At 41.4% G+C, this 19,994-nt stretch carries 19 protein-coding genes; all 19 read right to left on the minus strand.

The window, feature by feature from the left end:
• Positions 1–18: 18 nt before the first annotated feature.
• The gene (locus tag C1A07_RS04385; protein WP_101876025.1) at positions 19–1,308 is read right to left on the minus strand and encodes a TRAP transporter large permease; all 1,290 of its coding nucleotides are present in this window, start codon (positions 1,306–1,308) and stop codon (positions 19–21) included.
• Positions 1,308–1,817, minus strand: a complete 510-nt coding sequence (locus C1A07_RS04390) for a TRAP transporter small permease (RefSeq protein ID WP_101876026.1) — start codon at positions 1,815–1,817, stop codon at positions 1,308–1,310. Before C1A07_RS04390 ends, C1A07_RS04385 begins: the two co-directional genes overlap by 1 nt.
• Positions 1,818–1,827: 10 nt before the next feature.
• On the minus strand, positions 1,828–2,883 hold the full coding sequence (locus C1A07_RS04395; RefSeq protein WP_101876027.1) for a DctP family TRAP transporter solute-binding subunit: 1,056 nt from the start codon (positions 2,881–2,883) through the stop codon (positions 1,828–1,830).
• A 326-nt stretch (positions 2,884–3,209) separates the two neighbouring features.
• Positions 3,210–4,004 carry a GntR family transcriptional regulator gene (locus tag C1A07_RS04400; protein WP_101876028.1) on the minus strand — a complete coding sequence of 265 codons (795 nt, stop codon included), beginning with the start codon at positions 4,002–4,004 and terminating at the stop codon, positions 3,210–3,212.
• 89 nt (positions 4,005–4,093) lie between these two features.
• Positions 4,094–5,446: an MATE family efflux transporter gene (locus C1A07_RS04405; protein WP_101876029.1), complete on the minus strand. Its 1,353-nt coding sequence runs from the start codon at positions 5,444–5,446 to the stop codon at positions 4,094–4,096.
• A 48-nt stretch (positions 5,447–5,494) separates the two neighbouring features.
• Positions 5,495–6,628 (minus strand): sporulation integral membrane protein YtvI, encoded by a 1,134-nt coding sequence (gene ytvI, locus C1A07_RS04410; RefSeq protein ID WP_180952176.1) that lies wholly within the window; start codon positions 6,626–6,628, stop codon positions 5,495–5,497.
• Positions 6,629–6,657: 29 nt separating this feature from the next.
• The gene (hisC, locus tag C1A07_RS04415) at positions 6,658–7,716 is read right to left on the minus strand and encodes a histidinol-phosphate transaminase (protein ID WP_101876031.1); all 1,059 of its coding nucleotides are present in this window, start codon (positions 7,714–7,716) and stop codon (positions 6,658–6,660) included.
• A 38-nt stretch (positions 7,717–7,754) separates the two neighbouring features.
• Positions 7,755–8,942: a pyridoxal phosphate-dependent aminotransferase gene (locus C1A07_RS04420; protein WP_101878039.1), complete on the minus strand. Its 1,188-nt coding sequence runs from the start codon at positions 8,940–8,942 to the stop codon at positions 7,755–7,757.
• A gap of 47 nt (positions 8,943–8,989) precedes the next feature.
• Entirely contained in the window at positions 8,990–10,267 is a 1,278-nt protein-coding gene (locus C1A07_RS04425; RefSeq protein WP_101876032.1) for an O-antigen polymerase, read from the minus strand.
• Between the two features lies 1 nt (position 10,268).
• The gene (locus C1A07_RS04430) at positions 10,269–10,532 is read right to left on the minus strand and encodes an HPr family phosphocarrier protein (protein ID WP_101876033.1); all 264 of its coding nucleotides are present in this window, start codon (positions 10,530–10,532) and stop codon (positions 10,269–10,271) included.
• 16 nt (positions 10,533–10,548) lie between these two features.
• On the minus strand, positions 10,549–11,862 hold the full coding sequence (locus tag C1A07_RS04435) for a CdaR family protein (protein ID WP_101876034.1): 1,314 nt from the start codon (positions 11,860–11,862) through the stop codon (positions 10,549–10,551).
• On the minus strand, positions 11,840–12,715 hold the full coding sequence (gene cdaA, locus C1A07_RS04440; protein ID WP_101876035.1) for a diadenylate cyclase CdaA: 876 nt from the start codon (positions 12,713–12,715) through the stop codon (positions 11,840–11,842). Before cdaA ends, C1A07_RS04435 begins: the two co-directional genes overlap by 23 nt.
• Positions 12,716–12,730: 15 nt before the next feature.
• The gene (locus tag C1A07_RS04445; RefSeq protein ID WP_101876036.1) at positions 12,731–13,684 is read right to left on the minus strand and encodes an ABC transporter permease; all 954 of its coding nucleotides are present in this window, start codon (positions 13,682–13,684) and stop codon (positions 12,731–12,733) included.
• Entirely contained in the window at positions 13,681–14,112 is a 432-nt protein-coding gene (locus C1A07_RS04450) for a hypothetical protein (RefSeq protein ID WP_101876037.1), read from the minus strand. Before C1A07_RS04450 ends, C1A07_RS04445 begins: the two co-directional genes overlap by 4 nt.
• 93 nt (positions 14,113–14,205) lie before the next feature.
• Positions 14,206–15,414 carry an ABC transporter permease gene (locus tag C1A07_RS04455; RefSeq protein ID WP_101876038.1) on the minus strand — a complete coding sequence of 403 codons (1,209 nt, stop codon included), beginning with the start codon at positions 15,412–15,414 and terminating at the stop codon, positions 14,206–14,208.
• Positions 15,404–16,198, minus strand: a complete 795-nt coding sequence (locus C1A07_RS04460; RefSeq protein ID WP_101876039.1) for an ABC transporter ATP-binding protein — start codon at positions 16,196–16,198, stop codon at positions 15,404–15,406. Before C1A07_RS04460 ends, C1A07_RS04455 begins: the two co-directional genes overlap by 11 nt.
• A 12-nt stretch (positions 16,199–16,210) precedes the next feature.
• Positions 16,211–17,533, minus strand: coding sequence for an efflux RND transporter periplasmic adaptor subunit (locus C1A07_RS04465; protein ID WP_101876040.1), 1,323 nt, complete (start codon positions 17,531–17,533; stop codon positions 16,211–16,213).
• 186 nt (positions 17,534–17,719) lie between these two features.
• Positions 17,720–18,502, minus strand: coding sequence for a MerR family transcriptional regulator (locus tag C1A07_RS04470; RefSeq protein WP_242972350.1), 783 nt, complete (start codon positions 18,500–18,502; stop codon positions 17,720–17,722).
• A 37-nt stretch (positions 18,503–18,539) separates the two neighbouring features.
• Positions 18,540–19,970 carry an N-acetylmuramoyl-L-alanine amidase family protein gene (locus C1A07_RS04475; protein WP_242972245.1) on the minus strand — a complete coding sequence of 477 codons (1,431 nt, stop codon included), beginning with the start codon at positions 19,968–19,970 and terminating at the stop codon, positions 18,540–18,542.
• Positions 19,971–19,994 lie beyond the last annotated feature (24 nt).

The following is a 19,994-nucleotide window of genomic DNA, read 5'->3' on the forward strand; positions in this document are numbered from 1 at the left end:
GTCTCCTGTATTTTAAGTCTATTTTAAAATGGACGGTATAAACTCTGTGATTCCCGGAAATATAAAGGTAAGCAAGGCGCAGAAGGTTACAGTGAGTATTACCCACAGCGTATCTGGAAAGGCCTCGTCATACCGCACATTTAAAACCCGGCAGGCCGTAAATAAATTAACTGAAAGAGGAGGCGTTAAAGAGCCTACCATTAATGCCATAAGCATAGCCACGCCAAAATGTACGGTTCCCATTCCCAAGCTTTGAGCAATCGGCAAAAGGATAGGAGTTACCAGAATAATAATACATACAGTTTCCATAAAGGTTCCTAACAGCATCAGCAAAAGGAACATTAAAGCAAATATTAAAAATCTGCTGGACGTAACAGATAAAAGCCGGTCTGCAAACAGCGTGGGCACGTTTTGTATAGACATAATCCAGCCAAAGGGAGTCGCCATAGACATAATCAGCATAATACAGCCTGTATTTACCACACTGTCCGCCGCCACCTTATAAAATTCTTTAAAGGTCAGCTCTTTATAAACAAACACGGCCAGTATAAAGGAGTAAATAACAGCTACTACGGAAGCCTCTGTAGCTGTGCAAATGCCTGCAAACACGCCTCCCAGAATTAAAATCGGCATCAAGAGAGGAAGAATGGCGTCCAAAGTAATTTTCAGTCTTTCCTGTGGCGTATATGTAATTACTTCCACCTTCTCTTTATTCCCTCTTTTTATTGCAAAAAAAGTATTTAAGCCAATCAGGCAGAGAATACAGAGAAGCCCTGGAATAAAACCGCTTAAAAACATATCTCCCACTGCGGCTCCTGAGGAGGAGGCGTAAACAACCATAATAATACTTGGGGGAATAATGCAGGCCATAGTGCCTCCTGCGGCAATTAAGCCTACAGTTAAGCCTCTTGGATATTTCTGCTCCAGCATCTCAGGACCTATAATTTTTCCTATGGCCGCCGCGCTGGCAACACCTGAACCAGATACGGCTCCAAAAAATCCACATGCAGCCAAGGCTGTAGCTCCCAAACCTCCCGGCATTTTCCGCAGCAGCATATTGGCGAACCGCATAAGCCTGGGCGTGCTTCCGTAAACCATTAATGATCCGGCAAATATGAACATAGGCATAGCCATCATATTAAAGGACCTGGCGCCGCTGGCAGCTCTCTGAACTACAATCTCTAAAGGCGGATAGCCATTTACCAGCAAAAGAGACATACAGCTGATTCCAATAGAAAAGCCTACGGGAACGCCAATTAATAAACAGATTCCTAAAACTACAAATAATATAATCAGACCAGTACTCATTATCTATTCAGCGCCTCCTCTATACTGCTCATGTCCAAGCCTTTACATTTCTGAATATCTACCCATAAGTGAATAAAATAAAATCCTATCATCAATATACACCCCAGCAAAATACCTATATAATTTACAGCCAGGGGGATTTTCATGGCGGCTGATAAGGCGTTCATATTACTTCCCGCCAATTTCCATGATAAACAGCTGATTACGCCTAAAAATCCAATACAAATACAATCATCCAGAATTTCAAAGGCCTGGCATAAAGGTCTGGGCAGCTTATGTATGAAAAAGTCAATCCGGGTATTACTGTTATTAATCGTTGCCATTGCAGCTCCAAAGTAAGTAATATACACCATGGCCATTCCCCCCAGCTCTTCTACCCAGGTAAAGGACTTGTGAAATACATATCGGTTCACCACCTGCAGTCCTGTAACAATTACAAGTGTACAGATAGTAATACAGCTTAAACTTCTGAGAATAAATTTAATTTTGTCCGCTATTTTTACTATCATAAATTACCTCCTATTTATTAAAAGAAGTGGCCAGATCAATCCAGTACTGTCCGTCGTCATACTGAGAAGCAAATTCCTCCCACACGCTTTGCATAGCTTCCTGGAAAGCCTCCTTATCCACATCATTAACCTCCATGCCTGCTTCTTTTAAAAGATTTAAGTAAATTGATTCATCATTTTCCTGAAGATCAATGGCTCTGGCATTTTCTGCTTCTTCTTTTAAAATTGTCTGGTACTCTTCCGGCAAAGACTGAAACCAGGCTGTATTTACAGCAAGCGGAGCAGCGTCATACATATGTCCTGTTAAGGATAAATATTTCTGAACATCCTGGAGTGAAGAGGTGTAAATATTGGCCAGAGGATTCTCCTGCCCGTCAATCGTCTTATTCTGCAGACCTGTATATACATCAGAAAACGCCATAATTACTGCAGAGCCGTTTACAGCCTCATACATTTTTACCTTCATGCTGTTTTCATTTGTCCTGAATTTAATGCCTGCCAAATCCCCCGGCTCATTAATAGGTCTAATATTATTTGTCATGTGGCGGTATCCTGCCTCCCATACAGATAATATAGTAACCCCTGTAGGCTCAAGCAGCTTTTCACAAAATTCCTGACCGAACTCTCCGGCCCAGGCTTCTCTTGCACTGTCTAAAGAAGTAAATAAAAACGGCAGCAGGGCTACATTTACCTCTGAGTTGTAAGGTTCCCAGTTGGCCGCTCCCATCTGCATCATACCTTCTACAGTGCCTGAAGTAACCTGCTCTAATAAATCTGCCTCTCCTCCTAAAGCGGAATCTGTATAAATATTTACTACTAATTCCCCGTTTGTCCTCTCCTCCACTGCCTCTTTAAAGCTTTGCAGGGCAATGCTGGAGGGATTGGTGGCGCTCATGGCAGAGCCGATATTTAATGTGTATTTCCCCTGGGCCTTAACATCCCCACTTTCTCCAACCGCTGTATTGCTTTTTTCTCCTGAAGGCGCGTCTGAAGTACCGCCTCCACATGCAGTAAGACTAAATGCCATTGCTGCCGCTACCATAATTGACGTAATACTTTTTTTCATACTTACTTCTCCTTTAGCTTTTTAATCTTCTCCTAATAATCAGCTGCCTGTGAAACCGGTTTTCACTTTTATATTTTTTGCCTATAAATATTTCTTCAGCAACCTAATAGTATCACATCCGTCATACTCCGTCAATATTATCTTAAAAATTTTTAGGTAAATTTAAAATACTATACAAATAATATTACAAATTTCATCATATTTTTATGTATCTCTCACAATACAAGCATTTTTCTCCATTTATAAAGGCCTAATTTTCTATGAACAAAAAAAAGAGACAGTCTCTAACTATTTATTAAAAACTATCTCTTCTTTATATTTTATTTTTATGATTTTTGCTCATCCAGGCTTCCAATAAATCTTTCTGCATTTTCTTTCATCTGCTGGAATCGTCTGGTGGAAATCTGGTCAATGGCATATACTGCGCAGGACCTGACCAGATGGGCGGCAACTACCTGTCCAAACTGTCTGGCGTCCCCGCTTTTAATGGCTTCTATTAAAGCCTTATGCTCCTCATTATTTTTTTTCAAAAACTCCAGGCTTAAAGGCAGCTTGTTATTATTTAAGTACATCATATAGCTGGATTTATTGGTGTCCAGCTTACAGTACAAATCGTATATTCTTTGGTTGCTGCAGCCCTCCATATAACGGCGGTGAAGCTTTGTCTCACAATTTACCCATGTAAGGCCTGCCAGCTCCCCGTCTCTATGAAGAAAGTCTTCCATTTCTCCGTAATATTTTTCCATATCGCTGATAATGGAACTGTCCGCCTTCCCCCGTTTTATAATCTCCTCTGCATAATACAGCTCTATCATTAATCTTTGATCATAATTATCTATAAATTCAATATTAGAATACTCTCTGACTACCATACTTCTTCTGGGCAGAGCCACTACATAGCCTTCAGATACCAAACGGTTTAAGGCGTCCTTTACCGGAGTATGACTGACACCCAGCTCTTCTGAAATCTCCCTTACAACAAGCCTTTGCCCCGGCAAATATTTACCGCTGTAAATGTTGCTTCGTATTTTTTCTGTCACCACATCTACAAGTGAAACGCTGACATATTGTTCTAAGTTTAACCTTCCCTCTGACTCCAGGTTCTTTTGCACCTTATCCATCTTCCTAAACCTCTGCTCTGTAGTTTTTCATTTATTTTAGCATAATTTCCCAGTGGGGACAAGAAATTATCTGCCTAAAATCAGGCTTCTCACGCTCCCTGACAAGCAATTTTTTTAAACAGCAGCACATATGTAATAACCGACACAATGGTGCCTAAAATATCGCAGGCCGGCTCTGTGAAAAATACGTGCTCAATTCCCATTACCGCAGGAATGGTAAACACACATGCAAAGAATACGGCTTTTCTGAAAGCAGACAGAGAAAGAGCCACTTTTGAAATTCCCATGCCTGTAAATCCGTCTACAATGGTGTACTGAACTGCCAGGGGAATCACGCCGATTGTGTAAATCCTAATGGCTCTCACTGTAAGAGACACATACTCATGATCTCTTGTAAATATCATTACAAACAGATTTGGCAGCAGCTGGGCTGCTAAAAACATAATAGCTGTAAAGCCTAAGGCCATAGATACAATATATTTCTCTGCCTTCATAATTCTGTCCGGCCGTTTGGCGCCAAAATTATATCCTAGAATCGTCTGGGTTCCTGTAGTGATTCCCCCCAAGGGCATTGTGATCATCAGCATAAAGCTTTGCACAATTGTGGTACAGGTAAGAAGCATATCTCCCTGCCCCTCTCCCCCATATTTCTGAATCACTGCATTCAGGGAAATAATCAGAATATTATCAAATGCAATAATCAGAAAATAGGACATGCCCAGCATTAAAACCTGTTTCATAATCCGCCACTGATATCTGCCAAAGGTGATTTTTACAGGCACCTTTTTCCCAAATAAAAAAATAAGCACATAGGCGCAGGATGCAATCTGAGACAGTACTGTAGCCAGGGCGGCTCCCTGCACTCCCATATTCAGCCCAAATATAAAAACAGGGTCCAGGGCTATATTGCTTACTGCCCCAAGCATTACAGACTTCATAGCTGTTTTGGCAAAGCCCTGACACACCACAAATTGATTCATTCCCGTGGACATTAAGGCAAAGGCCGTGCCCAGCAAATATATGGTAATATAGCTGTCAGCGTAAGCATATGTTGCCTGGCTGGCTCCAAACCACATTAAAAGCTTTTCCTTCATAAGTAACGGAATCACTGTAAATACCAGAGAAATTACCAACAGCATCATAAAACAGTTGGCCAGCACGTCCTCAGCGCCTTTCTGGTTTTTCTGTCCCAGACGAATGCTCATTAAAGGCGCTCCTCCAATTCCCACCAAAAACGCGGCGGCTGTAAGGAGTGTTACAATAGGCCCGCAGACTCCCACTCCTGCTAAAGCCAGCTCTCCCACCTGAGGAATATTGCCAATATACATACGGTCTACAATACTATAAAATACGCTCACAAATTGAGCCAGCATGGAAGGCACTGCAAGCCTCCACACCAGCTCTTTCATATTATCTGTATCTAAATTATTTTCCAGTTTCATACCAGTACACTTTCCCTTTATGTCTTTTCCCCTAAATTTCTCCTTTTATTAGCTTTTATCCTCTTTTCGGAATTTATTGATTTCATCCGCCAGGGTTTTTATGTTTTTAATCAGATCATCAAATGTGCCGAACTCATATAGATTCAAAATAAACATTCCTACTGGAACTGCCAGAATCATTCCCCCAATGCCTGACACCCGGAATCCAATATATAAAAATAATAAGGTCAGCAACGGAGGCATTCCCATAACGTCCCCTACAATTTTAGGCTGAATAATCTGTCTTACTACCTGGGTCAAAATATAAAGCAGGATTAATCCTGCCGCAAAGGCATATTCCCCGGAAAACAGCTTAACTGCAGCCCATGGAAATAAAACAGTGCCTGTGCCGAAAATAGGCAGGAAATCTAATATGGCAATCAGCACTGCCCACAGCAGTCCGTATTTTACCTGCAGCACAAGAAAGCCTGCTGCTAAAATTCCAGCCACTACAAACATAATCCTGAATTGCGCCAAAAAATATCCGCCAATCAGCTTTCTCACATTGCCTTTTAAAAATCCAAAATATCTGACCCAGCTGTCAGGCACAACAGAAACAATAACCGCCACAATCCTGTCCCTTTCTACAATAAAAAAATAAGAGGACAAAACCATAACAATGGCATTTACCATGGCGTTGGGGATTCCCTTGGCCACATGGCCTGCCGCAGACACTGTAGGGCTGGCGGCCTTTTGTATCATCACATTTAAATATTCCCCAATATTATTTCCCACCTGACTCAGGCTGGCCTGAGTCTCAGGGGACAGCTTTAAAAACATGTGCTGAAAATTGCCAAAGGCCTCTTTTAAATTGGCCGATACACTTTCATATAAAGCAGGCAGATCGCCTACAAAGGAAACAATCTCCCTGGCCAGACAAGCTATAATCACATAAAGCAGTCCGATTACTGCAGCCAAAGCGGCTACAACAATAATCATGGAACCGTGGCGCCGCACTATTTTCACTCGTTTTTCCAGAAAACGCACAAGAGGATTGGCCATCATTGCCAGAATCCATCCGATAACAAAAGGCAAAAAATATCTCAAAAGCCTGGGCAGCCAAAATACAGCCAGCCAAATACCAACTAAAGGTATTATAATATTCAGCAGAATTCTGGCATATTTTTTAATCCCTTCCATCATATCACCTGCCTTATCTTAACAGGAATCTATTACTTATTTAAATATTCCTCCAGGAACTGAAACAACGCCTTCATTTCCTCTTTTGTGCCTACTGTAATTCTTAAATAATTGTCCAGGCGGGGAGCATTAAAATACCTGACGTAAATAGACTTTTTCTTTAAAGCCTGAAACAGCTCTCTGGCCGGACATGACTTATGAGCTGCAAAAATAAAGTTAGCCATAGAATCAGGGAAGGAAAATCCCAGACGTTTCAGTTCTTTCTTGGCTTCCTCCCTTGTTTCTATAATTTTCTGCACTGTATCCTGAAAATATTCTTCATCCTTTACAGCTTCTGCGCCTAAAATCAAAGACGGCATATTCATAGTATAAGAATTATAGGAATATTTTACGTCATTCATGGCCTGAATCAGTAAAGAGGAGCCTAGGGCGTAGCCGATTCTCATGCCCGCCATAGATCTGGACTTGCTGAAAGTCTGAACTACTAAAAGATTAGGATAACGGCTGATTAAGCTTACAGCAGAATCCCCTCCAAAATCAATATATGCTTCATCCACAATGACTACTACATCAGGATTGCGGCTGATAATTTCCTCTACCTTGTCTAAAGGCATAAAAAGTCCTGTAGGCGCATTAGGGTTAGGAAAAATAATGCCTCCGTTTTCCCTGAAATAATCTTCAGGAACAATAGAAAAATTGCTGTCTAACTGGGGCGTTTCGTATGGAATCCGAAACAGCTCAGCCCATACCTTATAGAAGGAATAGCTGATATCAGGAAACAGAACCGGCTTAGGACTGTTAAAAAAGGTCATAAACGCAGTAGCCAGAACATCATCTGAACCTACCCCCACAAATACCTGGTCATTTTCCAGATGAAAATATTCTGCCAGTTCTTCTGTTAAAATGCTGCAGGCAGGGTCCGGATATTTGCGGAAATCTTCAGAATTTATATTCTCCAAAGCCTTTTTTACTCCCGGACAGGGGGGATAGGGATTTTCATTTGTATTTAATTTGATTAAGTGATCTCCCTTTGGCTGCTCCCCAGGTACGTAAGGCTCTACTTTTCTAATATTATTTTTCCATAATCCCATTCATGTCACCTCTTCTTCTGTTGTTTCAGCCGATCCAATTACTTTAAAAATTCCTGCGCAACAGCCTGGAAAGCCGGCAGAGACCGCTCTATCTGCTCATAAGTTACACAGTATGAAATCCGCACGTAGCCTGGGCAGAAGAAAGAGCTGCCCGGCACTACCAGAATGTGATGCTTCTTGCAGATCTCGCAGAATCCGGCTTCGTCATCTCCCATAATCTTTACGAATAAGTAGAAAGCTCCCTCCGGCTTAATACATTCATATCCGTATTCTTTCAGACTATTATATAAAAGGTTTCTGTTTTTATCATAAATAGAAATATCAGTAGTAGCGTCCACACAGCGCATCACAGCTCTCTGAATCAGGGACGGAGCATTTACACTTCCCATTACCCGGTTTGCAATGGAAGCCGCTGTGTAAACGTCCTTGCTGTCTGTCATCTCATCAGGAATCACAATGTATCCAATACGCTCCCCTGCCAGAGACAAGGATTTGCTGTAGGAATATACAATAATAGTATTTTTATAAAACTTTGTAATAAAAGGCACCTTTACCCCGTCATAAGCCAGCTCTCTGTATGGCTCGTCAGAAATCAGTACAATATCTGTGCCAAGCTGTGCTGACTTTTTCTCCAATATGGAAGCCAGCGCCTCTATTGTTTCCTGAGAATATACAACTCCCGTTGGATTGTTGGGAGTATTAATAATTACAGCCTTTGTTTTCTCTGTAATCTTTTCCTCAAATTCCTTCAGATTCGGCTGAAAATCTACGGTGTTAGGGCTTACTATTACTAAATTTCCGTCGTAATTTCTTACATAAGAGCCATATTCTACAAAAAATGGGGCAAATGTAAGGACTTCATCTCCAGGATTTAAAATTGTCTTTAAAACCACGTTAATTCCGCTGGCAGCTCCCACAGTCATAATTAAATTGTCCTGGGAAAATGTTGTGCCAAACCTTTTGTTTAAATTGTCCGCAATGGCCCTGCGCACATCCTCAAAACCTGTATTGCTCATATATCCGTGAACCATTACTGGATCTTCTTCATTTAAAATGTCTACAATGGCCTGTTTTACACACTCAGGCGCCGGAACATTAGGATTTCCAAGGCTGAAATCATATACATTTTCCGCCCCGTATATAGCCGCCATCTTTTTTCCTTCCTCAAACATAGCCCTAATGGCTGAATTATTTTTAATCATAGGCTGCATTTTTTCTGAAATCAACATGTCATTTTCCTCCTCAGTCAAATATCTATCCAACAGTATAGCACCTAATTTTTCCATGAACAATAGAAAAAAATAATTCCTGTTACTGCAAAATAAAACCAGGTAGCAGGGTTGGAAAACCAGGTGGTAAAAAATGAAAACATAAAATATACCACAATCTGAGCGTAAAATAAGTATCCCACAGGATTTCTGATCTTTGGTATCCTTTCAGCCACAAAATATGCGGCGGCTCCCAGCATACAGGCAAATACGAAAACGCCTATTACCCCGAAATCGTAATATGAATCATAAAACAAAGTTAAGGTAGTAAGCTCCTCTTTATTAACAATAATAGGATAATTTACCAGCCAGGGCGCCAGAAATTTCAGCCCTGTTAAAGCCCATAAGGGAAATAAAGACTTCATCCCCCAGGCAAAGCCCTGAAGATTTTCCACTAAACAGTTAAAATTATCATAATTATTTGCAATATACATATAAGGCTGAGTAATAAAAATCGGCATATGGCTGTTTTTCATTTCAAAAATGCCGTTTAAATATTCTACGTCGTGACTTCTTGCCACTGTAAGAATTAAATATACAGGAAGTATTGCCGCCACCGCCCCTATTGCATATAAAGGCGAAAAATCCTTTTTACATAAAATATATGTGAAAACAGCCAGCATAACAGCCAGAATCAGCTGAAATCTGGAAACGCAAAGCACAGGAATGGCAAAGGCAATAACGTCCATAATCACAGCCGCCGTTCTTCCAATGCTTTTTGTTTTATAATCTAAATGAAAGTACAGCACAGACAAGGCCGGCACCAAAACGCAGGAAACCGTCAGATAATGAACTCCTGTAATATGAAATGTAGAATAAGCGTGGGGAACACCTCTGACCAGAAACGGCACAAATCCAAGAATATAGGCCTCCAGTAAAAAAGCGGCCAGAGAAACTGCTGTCAAAGCTGACATGACTTGAAAAACAGGGCCAGAGTAATCTCTTAACCCATAAAAACGGGTGCGAAACCCTTCCGGAGATCCAAACTTCATCTCCAGCAGCTGAAAGGTCAGCCAAAAGGCTGTCAATGCAATAAAAAAACAAAGCCAGGTAATCAGGCTCCAATCTGTCTGCAGATGGCTGAGCTTCAGGCAGGCTAACGCCTGCCCAAACACCCAGAAAAATGAAAATACGCCTCGCAGATGAATTATATTTCCAGAACGCTTATAATCATACCAATACAAATAAACTGCAGCCAGAATCAGCACAAAACCTGACAGATAATAATGGCCTGCTCTGGCAAATAAAAAGGAGGCCAGAAAGCATATTACATAAACATCCATATTATTCTCCCAATCCACTGTTTACTGCTTCTAAAACAGCAGCCAAAGCTTCCTTTTCATCCACTCCTTCACATGTAAATGTGATTTCATCGCCGGATTTCACACAGGCGCCCAGAATACTCAGCACGCTTTTTGCATTGGCGGTTGTAGTTTTATACTGAAAATGAATGGAAGACTTAAACTTCATTGATTCCTTGCAGAGAAATCCCGCCGGCCTCAGATGAAGTCCTGTAGGGTTTTTTATTACGCATGTCTCGCTTACCATAATTGTTTCCTCCTTGTTATTCAGTAGTTTCTGAAGAATGTGTCTCTGTTTCCTCTTTTTCAGCCACGTTGTCCGCCCCTGCAGAAACCGGAGCTACTGTCTCAGTAACAGTTACTGTAAACGGCGTATAGCTGATTACCCTATAAGTGTCAGTATCCTCAATGTTCAGAACACCTGGATTCTCTCCCGGAATCATGCCCGCCAGGCTGATCTCAGCCTCCAGCTGGTCTGCGTCCAGATTATTTAAAGCTTCCTCCAGGCCTTTTACTGTCACCTCCACAGAATCTGAATTTAAGGAATACTTATAATCGTCTTCTCTGCCTGTTTCAGGCAATCCCTTTAAGTTCAGAGTCAAGGTTCTTGTCACCAAAGGCTCCACTTTCAGCTTTACTGTAATATTTTTGTTATTTCCAACTACGTCCACGCCCTCCGGCAAGTACTTAGTCACGTCTATTGTAAGACTCTTTGTTCCTGTGGCTCCCTCAATACTTAACTCAGACTCCGGAATGTTGATGGCGGTTAAAGACTGAAGCAGCGAGCTTTCGCCTACTACGGAAATACTTTGAGCGCTTGTCTCCAGGCCTAAATATTCATACTCAGAAGCTACCGTACCACCTACATTAAAGATAACCGGTACGCTTTTTACTTTCAGCACAGACTGTTCATAAGTGATTTCTTCTATATCCACAGTAACTCTGCTCAGCTCCTCGATTTTATTTCCATTTGCATCATAAAATTGAGGGGAAGCTGTACCTGTTATGTCTGCTGTAGCTCCCTCCACATCAAACTCAATGCCTACATAGCTGATTTGTCCAACCTGGGACACTGGTCCCCTAACATAAACATACTCAGGAGTGATTTTTAAATCTCCTAAATCATACCCGGTTTTGGGAATTCCCACCGGTTTGCCCTGAACGGCAAAGGACTTCCTTTGAAGCTCTTCTGTATTTACGTGTATTACTCCTGGCGTAATCTCCACCGAGCTAGAGCTTAATTCTGTTTTATGGCTTACAACCTCCACCTCTACCGGCACGGCGCCTGTTACATCATATAGATTTTCCAGGTCAATATATGCCTTAAAATCTGAAGAGCTGATTTTATATTCATCTAAAATATGAACGCGGTAATTTACTGTGACCGTACTTTTTCCCACAATCTCGTAAGCCAGGCCTGCTGCTGTCAAAACTCCTTCGTTTTTAATTTCCACCGGCACCTCTTCTGTACCGCTGATAATTGGGTTGGAAATATTTACTACCAGCAGCCAAAGGAAAAAAGCAAGAAAAAGAGAAAGCAGCTTCAGTCCCAGATTATTTGTTATCTTTTTCTTCATTTTTCAGCCTTCCCTTCCATATTTTAAATCTCTTGCCCGACATCTTATCATCTGCCAGAAGGGTGGACAGCGCCTTTCTCAACTCGTCTGCATCAGAAATTCTCCTAAGGCCTCCTCCTTCTGCCACAGACACCCGGCCTGTTTCCTCTGACACCACTACTGTCAGGCTGTCTGAAACCTCGCTGATTCCTACTGCTGCTCTGTGTCTGGTTCCCAGATCCTTGCTGATTGCCATATTATCGGACAAAGGCAGATAACAGGTGGCGGCGGCAATACGATTTCCGCGGATAATCACAGCGCCGTCGTGAAGAGGAGTATTGTGCTCAAATATATTAATCAGCAGCTGGCTTGTAACAATACCGCTGACTTCGATTCCTGTTCTTTCTATCTCCTTTAAGGATACGTTTCTTTCAATTACCATAAGGGCCCCTGTTTTCACCTTGGCCATATCTATGGTGCCTTTCACTATTTCATTAATGGTTTTCTCAGTAAAGGCCGACGACTCTTCTCTGTCGTCAAATGACAAAATTCCTGAAATCAAGTTCTGGCTTCCCAGCTGCTCCAGAGCCTTGCGAAGTTCAGGCTGAAATATAATAATCAGCGCCGTAGTTGCAATTAATGCAAACTCTTTAATAATCCACAATATTGTTTCCAAATGAAGCACATAGACAAACAAGGTAAAGCCCATAATCACCACTATACCTCTAAGAAGCGTCCATGCTCTTGTATTTTTAATCCAATACAGGATTTCATATACCAAAAATGTTATAATAGCAATCTCAAGTATATTACGGGATGTTATTCTTGGCACAAATGACAGCCATGAATATAATCCCTCCACCACTTTTGCCATCTTATCACTCCCCCTTTAAACTGTTCTTCCATGACGGCCGGACTTCCTGGCATTAATCTGCTGTACCTTCACATCAGGAGTTGACACTGCAATTTTAGGAACTGCTTTTACATAATAATAATAGTCGTCATCCTCATACTGCAGATATTCTGTTCTGGAGTAATCCACCGTAAAAACGCAAAAATTATAAATAATGGCAATAGCCACTGATACTAACATACTGATAATCAACGGGAATATTTCTATTGTAATATTAAACAGGAAGTCTCCTGCAAAAATCACCGCCAGCTGAGCCACCGCTCCGCCTGCCACCGCAATAGTCCAGGAATAGTCTACAGATGTGTTTCTGATAATAAATACTACTAAAATTCCCACGGCAAACGCCAGAATCATTACAAAAACTAACTGATTAGAAACTAGATTTTTTATAATCTGACCGTATTTCTGGGCGATATCCACTGAACCGGCGCCGGTCAGCACCCCGGCATTCTGTTTAATATACAGAAAAATATAGTAAATACAAACGCCGCAGCTGACAGGAATTACGGAAATCAAACCTGTAGACAGCCCTACCAGCAAAGGCACTGTATATGGAATTTTCATAAAAAACAGCAAAGGAGTCAAAAGTAACAGATAGCTGTCCTTTGGCTGAAAGCCGTAGTAAAGCAGCATAATAATAATCATAAAAGCTCCGGTAAGCAAAGCGATTTCAAAGGAAACGCTGCTGATATGCATAAGTGCAAATACCCCGGCAATAATAGAAATTAATCCATAGGGCAAAGCCCCGCATACTGCAGATATCATCACTGTAAGCAGCGGACTTTGAAGCTTTGTCATAAAACCAATATTTTGATTTATAACTGTCAGCACTGCGGCCATCAGAAAGAACTTTACTGCCGGACGAATATAGGCTCCGTATTTTCCGTAAACCTCCCTCATCCTTTCTCTGAAGACGAGAAATCCCATCATGTTGCATGTCCTCCTTTGCCGGTCAGTTCTCTTTTTCTGCTGTGGAATTCATAGCGCTTGCTTAAACGTCTTAGCTTTGCCACGTACACTCGTATGCTTCCCTTAGCGTAATCATATCGCTTACTGTAAATATGGTATGCAATAATCAAATATAAAATTAGGCCAATGCCGTAGCCCAGCCCGGTTCTCACAGCTAAATCTACAAGATGGCCTACCGTCACCTGCTCTAACAGATCTTCTACAGAATATAAGGCCCATACAAAAAATCCCAGGAAAAAGCTGCAGGTATACCGAAAAAATGATTTCAGCATGTTGCTGCCTACATAATCACTTTTAAACATGCTTTCTACGCAAAGCATGTTTTTACCTTCTTTTTTTTCATACATAGCTATTCCTGTCATTAAGTGGATCTTGTCTTCATTCAGCATATATCTGTTTCTCCATCAAGAGGGGCTGTTGCAATCCCTAAAAAACTCATTAGTTCTCACATTATATCATAAAATTTACCACCGCGCAACACGCTACTCATAGCGCAGGGCTTCAATAGGATCAGCCTTTGCAGCCCTGGATGCAGGATACAATCCAAAGAATATTCCAACCATAGCTGAAAATGAGACTGCCAAAATTACTACCCCCGGCTTAATTACCACCTGTATCCCCAAAACCAGTCCTCCTAAAGAAACAATCCCTGTTCCCAGAATGATTCCAATGATTCCTCCGCAGGCGGACAAAATAGCTGATTCTGTAAGAAACTGTATAAGCACATCTCCTGTAGTAGCTCCTAAAGCCTTTCTGATTCCAATTTCTCTTGTTCTCTCTGTCACAGATACAAGCATAATATTCATAATTCCTATGCCGCCTACAATTAAGGATATGGCTGCAATGCCTCCCACTGCTACAGAAAGGCCTCCCAAAATTGAATCCCAGCTTCCCATTTCCTCTTTTGCTGAATAAAATGTAATTTCATCCGGCGTGCGCCCCTTGATTTTAGCTACATATTGGCGCATATCCCTGGATAAGCCTTCCATATCAGTATCAGGTTTGGCAAAAAAATTCAGCTGTCCAAAGTAATCGTTGGGCCAGGTAAGCAAAGTATAAGGAAGAAATCCTTCTTTTGTATCTCCGCTTCCCATCATCATAGCCTGAAAGGGACTCTGCTCCTTCCGGTACACGCCTACAACTGTATACTGGCTGGTTTCACCGTACACTGTCATGCGCATACTTTTTCCCACAACATCCTGGGTCCCGAACAGCTCACTTGCTCCGCCTTCCTCCAGCACCACGTTGTGTTTCCGGCCTTTCACGTCGCTTTCATTTAACATTCTTCCAGCCACAATATTTACCGGCATCACGTCTCCATAATTATAATCAATTCCCTGAAAGCTGTATTTAAGCTTATTCCTTTTATATATTGGCTCTGTATCCACGTAAGCGCTGCTGTCAATGTAATCTAACCGGTCTGAAAATACTGTTTTCACCCGCTCCAGCTCATCTAAAGTAAAATTATCCGTCTGCCTGTAATCATCTACATACCAATTTACATATACTAAGGCTCTTGTAATACCCACTTCTTTATATAAGTCGGCAAATAAAGCTCTCATGCTGTCTCCAATAGAAACAATGGAAATTACAGAGCCTATACCGATTATAATGCCTAACATGGTGAGAAAGGAGCGCATTTTATTTGTTTTAATCGCCTGAAAAGCCATAGTCATATTTTCAAACAGCATCTGTCTCCCCCTCCCCGGCCGGGGCCCCATCTGCCTTTAGAGCCTTGTGTTTATTTAATTGATCGCTGATAATCTGTCCGTCCCTGAAACGTATAATCCGCTCTGTAAAAGCTGCAATGTCTTCCTCGTGAGTAACTAATACTACAGTGGCTCCGTCCTTATGCAGTTTTCCAAACAGCTCCATAATTTCCACAGAGGCAGCTGTATCCAGATTGCCGGTGGGCTCGTCGGCTAAAATAAGAGGCGGCTGGTTAGCCAGGGCCCTGGCAATGGCAACTCTTTGTCTCTGTCCTCCTGAAAGCTCATTGGGCATGTGTTCCCATCTTTCCCTCAGTCCTACTTTTTCTAAAAGCTCCATAGCCCGCTTGGCCCGCTCTTTTTTAGACATTTTAGCATATGTCATGGGAAGCTCTACATTTTTTAATGCTGATGTTCTGGATATCAGATTAAATGACTGAAATACAAAACCAATCTTTCTGTTTCTTACTGCGGAAAGCTCATTTGGCCCCATCTGGGCTGTGTCTATGCCGTCCAGGTAGTAGTGCCCCATAGTGGGGCGGTCCAAACACCCTAAAATGTTCATAAGGGTAGACTTCCCAGATCCTGACTGACCCATAATGGCTACAAATTCTCCTCGCTTTATTGTCAGATTAATCTTTTTCAGTCCCAGCACTTTCAACGCCCCTGTATCGTATATTTTCACCAGATTTTCCAGACGTATCAGGTCTTCTGTTACATTTTCAGTAATATAGGAAGGAAGCTTTTGTTTTCTTTTTAATATCATAAAAGGCCACCTTTACTTTCCTGACGGAATCGCTGTCACCGCCATGCCGTCTGATATTTCTGGTCCGGGAGACACAATCAATGACATGGTTTCCTCTAAGCCTTCTCTTTCTTTTGGAATTACCTCCGTCATAATATCGCTTTCTACTCCTGTGTCTACTGGAATCAGCTTTACCTTCCCGTTTTCCACAATTCCTATGTATGTGTTATCGTCTCTGGAAATAATGGCTGAAATGGGAACAACCCACACGTCCTCTGCCTGATTCAGCACAATCTCTGCTTTTGCAGTAATGCCTGCAATCAGCTTTGAACTGTTTTCTTCTATTTTGATTGTGGTGGGAATTACTCTTTCTGTAGAACCTCCGCCTTTTTCCTCTCCTGTAGGGGAGATATTAGTGACTGTTCCTTCTACCTTTTCACCGTTTAAAATATCTGCGCTGATCTCAGCCTTCTGCCCTACCTTTACCTTTCCTATAGAGTACTCGCTGACATCAATTTCCATCTCCAGCACGTCCAGATTTTCTATAATAAATAAAGGTACGTTATTATCGTCTGTCTTGTCCGCAAATCGTCCGATCTTTGTATTCACCCTGACAACTGTACCGTCTATAGGACTGGTAATTCTGGTATCTTCCATTTCCTCCTTTTTCCTCTGAAGGTTAAACTCCGCCTCCTTTACCTGAAGCCTCCAGGACTCGTCAGCCACAGCAACGCCGTCTTTTACATTGTACTCTGACAAAGTCCTTAAAGCGTTATTTAATTCATTGTCCGCTGTTTCCATATCTACCTGGGAAGCCCCGCCTAAATCAAACAGCATTTTTGTTCTGTTCCTGTTGTCTTGGGCTGTTTTATAATCCTGAGCTGCCTTGGCGTAGCCGTTTTTGGCCTCTCTTTCTTTTTCATTATAAGTGGCCAGTGACAAATCATATGCATTCTGAGCAATATCCAGCTCTTCCTGTACATCCTTTGTGTCCAGCACTGCCAGTAAATCTCCTTTTTTTACTTTATCACCTTCCTTAACCGGAAGTTCCAGAATTTCTGCATGTAGATTAGATACTACGTCTACGCTGTCAGTTCCTGATATTGGACCGCTGACGGAGAGAATCTCCTGAATATTCCCTTTCGACATAGGAGTTACTTCCACAGCTAAATCTGTTCCCCTTCCCCCTGCTGCTTTTATAAATCCTAATAAAATCAGAAAAACTGCGCCGCCTGCAGCCAGCTTCTTTTTCCGGCTCCATTTCTTTTGTTTCTTCTTTTTCTTTCCTCCTTGGTCAGGTTTCATCATTTCTTCTAACTCTTGATCAAACACTTCATCATTCCGTTGTTCTTCCATTATTTCCCCTTTCTTTCTCTCCTTTTGCTATTATAACCAGGAAAATAGGAAAATACTTTCATATTTTTATTAACAATTATTAAAGTTTTTCTATCATATCAGTAAAATTTCCAGAAAAAGAAAGACTTTGGCGACAGCCTATTATACTGTCCCAAAGCCTTTTTTCAGGTTTAGATTATATGCCGTCTAAGCTTTAAGCGGCCCATAGATCTCTAAAAAATATTTTGTTTTTTCTTTGTCTTTGTAATTCAGAATATAGTGAAAATGAATGTCTCCTTTTAATCTGATTCCTCTTTTTTCAGCTTCCCTTATTAAGTCTTCTAAATCCTTCCGGTCCGGCTCGCAGCTGTCTGAAGCCTTAACTGTGTACAAACATTTTTGAGGCTGCATAACTGCTGTTTTCCCTTTCACTTCCTGCTTCAGCCACTGAAATTTTTCTTCTTTCATGGCTATACAAATTCTGGCAGGCCCATTTAATTGTCCGGCGTCATATTCTCCATGAAGCAGGGCCCACTCCATCAATGGATTTATCTTAACAGATTCCAGCCATTTTTGTCTGGTGTACTCCATATCCCTATAGAAATCTGACATCAGGTACAATTTGGGAGAGTATTGCAGGGAATATTTATCTGCATTTTCACAGACTGTTTTCTGATTCTGGCGAATCATTTCCAGCTTATTTAAGTACCTTTGGTGAAGAAGAATCTGCTCCTTTTCCTCCTGAATTTTTCTCAGCACTACATCCTCCTGTTTTTTCAGATCCTGCTGGGATACTTCCAGAATCTCCTTTAAGCTCATGTTAATGCTTCTGTAAAATAAAATATGAAATAGATTCCAAACATCTTCCGCCGAATAGTACCTGTAATTATTGCTGCCTTTTATTGGTTCAATCAGTCCCTTTTTCTCGTACAATCTTAAAGCGTCCCTGCTGACGCCTAACAGCCCTGCGATCTCTCCTATAGAATACATTTCTCTCACTGCTTTACTCCTGTATTACTTTTTTGTATTACTGTTCTGCATTTTTGTCGTACTTTTCTCCGTCCTGGTAATAAATAATTCCATTTTTATCTGTACAGTAATAGGTGTCGTCGCTGTCTTTTATATTTTTCTTATTTTTCATAATTTTTCCTGATGTGTTTACCAGATACTGATTGTCCTCAAAGTCTACTACCGCATACTTTTCATCTTTTTCTGCCTCTAAACGTCTGCCCTTAATGTAAATACTGCCGTCATAAATGCCTTCTACTCCCCGTCCTTTTTTGGAACCTGATTTATAGAAGAAATATGTATATTTTTCTCCGTCAATTTCAATGGTTTTACTGCCGGTCTGCATTGCTCCGTCCTTTGGGGAGGTTCCAAACCAGTATACGCTGCAGGTATCTTCGTTGTCTGGAAGATCGTCCTCACTTTCAATTTCCTCGCTGGAAATAATCTTGTTTCCTTCAAATTCCAGCTTATACAAACCTTCTAGCATTTCTCCGTATTCATTGAAGCCATATTTTTCACCTTTTATGTTTTTAAGTTCAGAGGTGATTAATTCTCCATTAGACTGGGCATAGAACCAGAACGTCTCGTCGTCGTCATATCCTTCTTTATCTACGTCTTCCGGTGGAACTGCCTGGAACCATCCGTCTGCTCTCTGGCAGTTATCCTCTTCATTAAAATACTGATATTCGCTGGCTGTAGCAGAATTTGGAGTCGCGCTGTACCACTTAAACTCTGCCGCTCCGTTTTCGTCAAATTTATATTTTCTGCCGTTAATTGTGCGGGTGGAATCAGTTACCTTAACGCCGTTTGACTTAAAATAAAACCAGTAATTTGGATTATCGTCATCCTCATTTTCCTCGTCCACTACATTAATCTCCATCCAATTTCCCATAACAGCGGCTCCGTCCTCCGGCTCTCCGCAGTAGTAAACTCCTTCTTTCCAGGCGTCGTCTCCTGTTACCCGTTCTGATGACTGGCTAACCCAGCCGTACAGCATTTTTCCTTCTTCGTCAAATGCATATTTTTTTCCATTAATAGTTTTAAACGCCGTTCTGTCGCTGCTTCCCTTATATGCCTTGCCATTGCTTTGGAGATAATACCAAACTGTATCCGATGCATCCTCCTCACTGTCATCCTCGTTGTCTACTTCCCGCCACTCATTAGATACCATGGCTCCTGCTGAATTTACATAGAAATAATCGTCGTCATCTTCTACAATCGAACTTCTTAACATATAGCCGTCTTCATCCAGATAAAACCAGTTGCTTCCTGATTTTTTCCACTGATCTGTAACCCGTTCTCCATCTCTGTCATAATAAACCCATTCTCCGTCCTCCTCTGTCCATCCTGTTGCTGCCAGGGATGTAAAAGATACTGCTGCTGCAAATATAGACGTCATGGCTGCTGCTGTAAGCATTTTTACAGGTATTTTTATTATAGTTTTTGTCATTTTGTTTTCCTCCTGCTGCATATA

It is taken from the genome of Lachnoclostridium edouardi (genome assembly GCF_900240245.1).
In the GTDB taxonomy this organism is placed as follows: Bacteria; Bacillota; Clostridia; order Lachnospirales; family Lachnospiraceae; genus Lachnoclostridium_A; species Lachnoclostridium_A edouardi.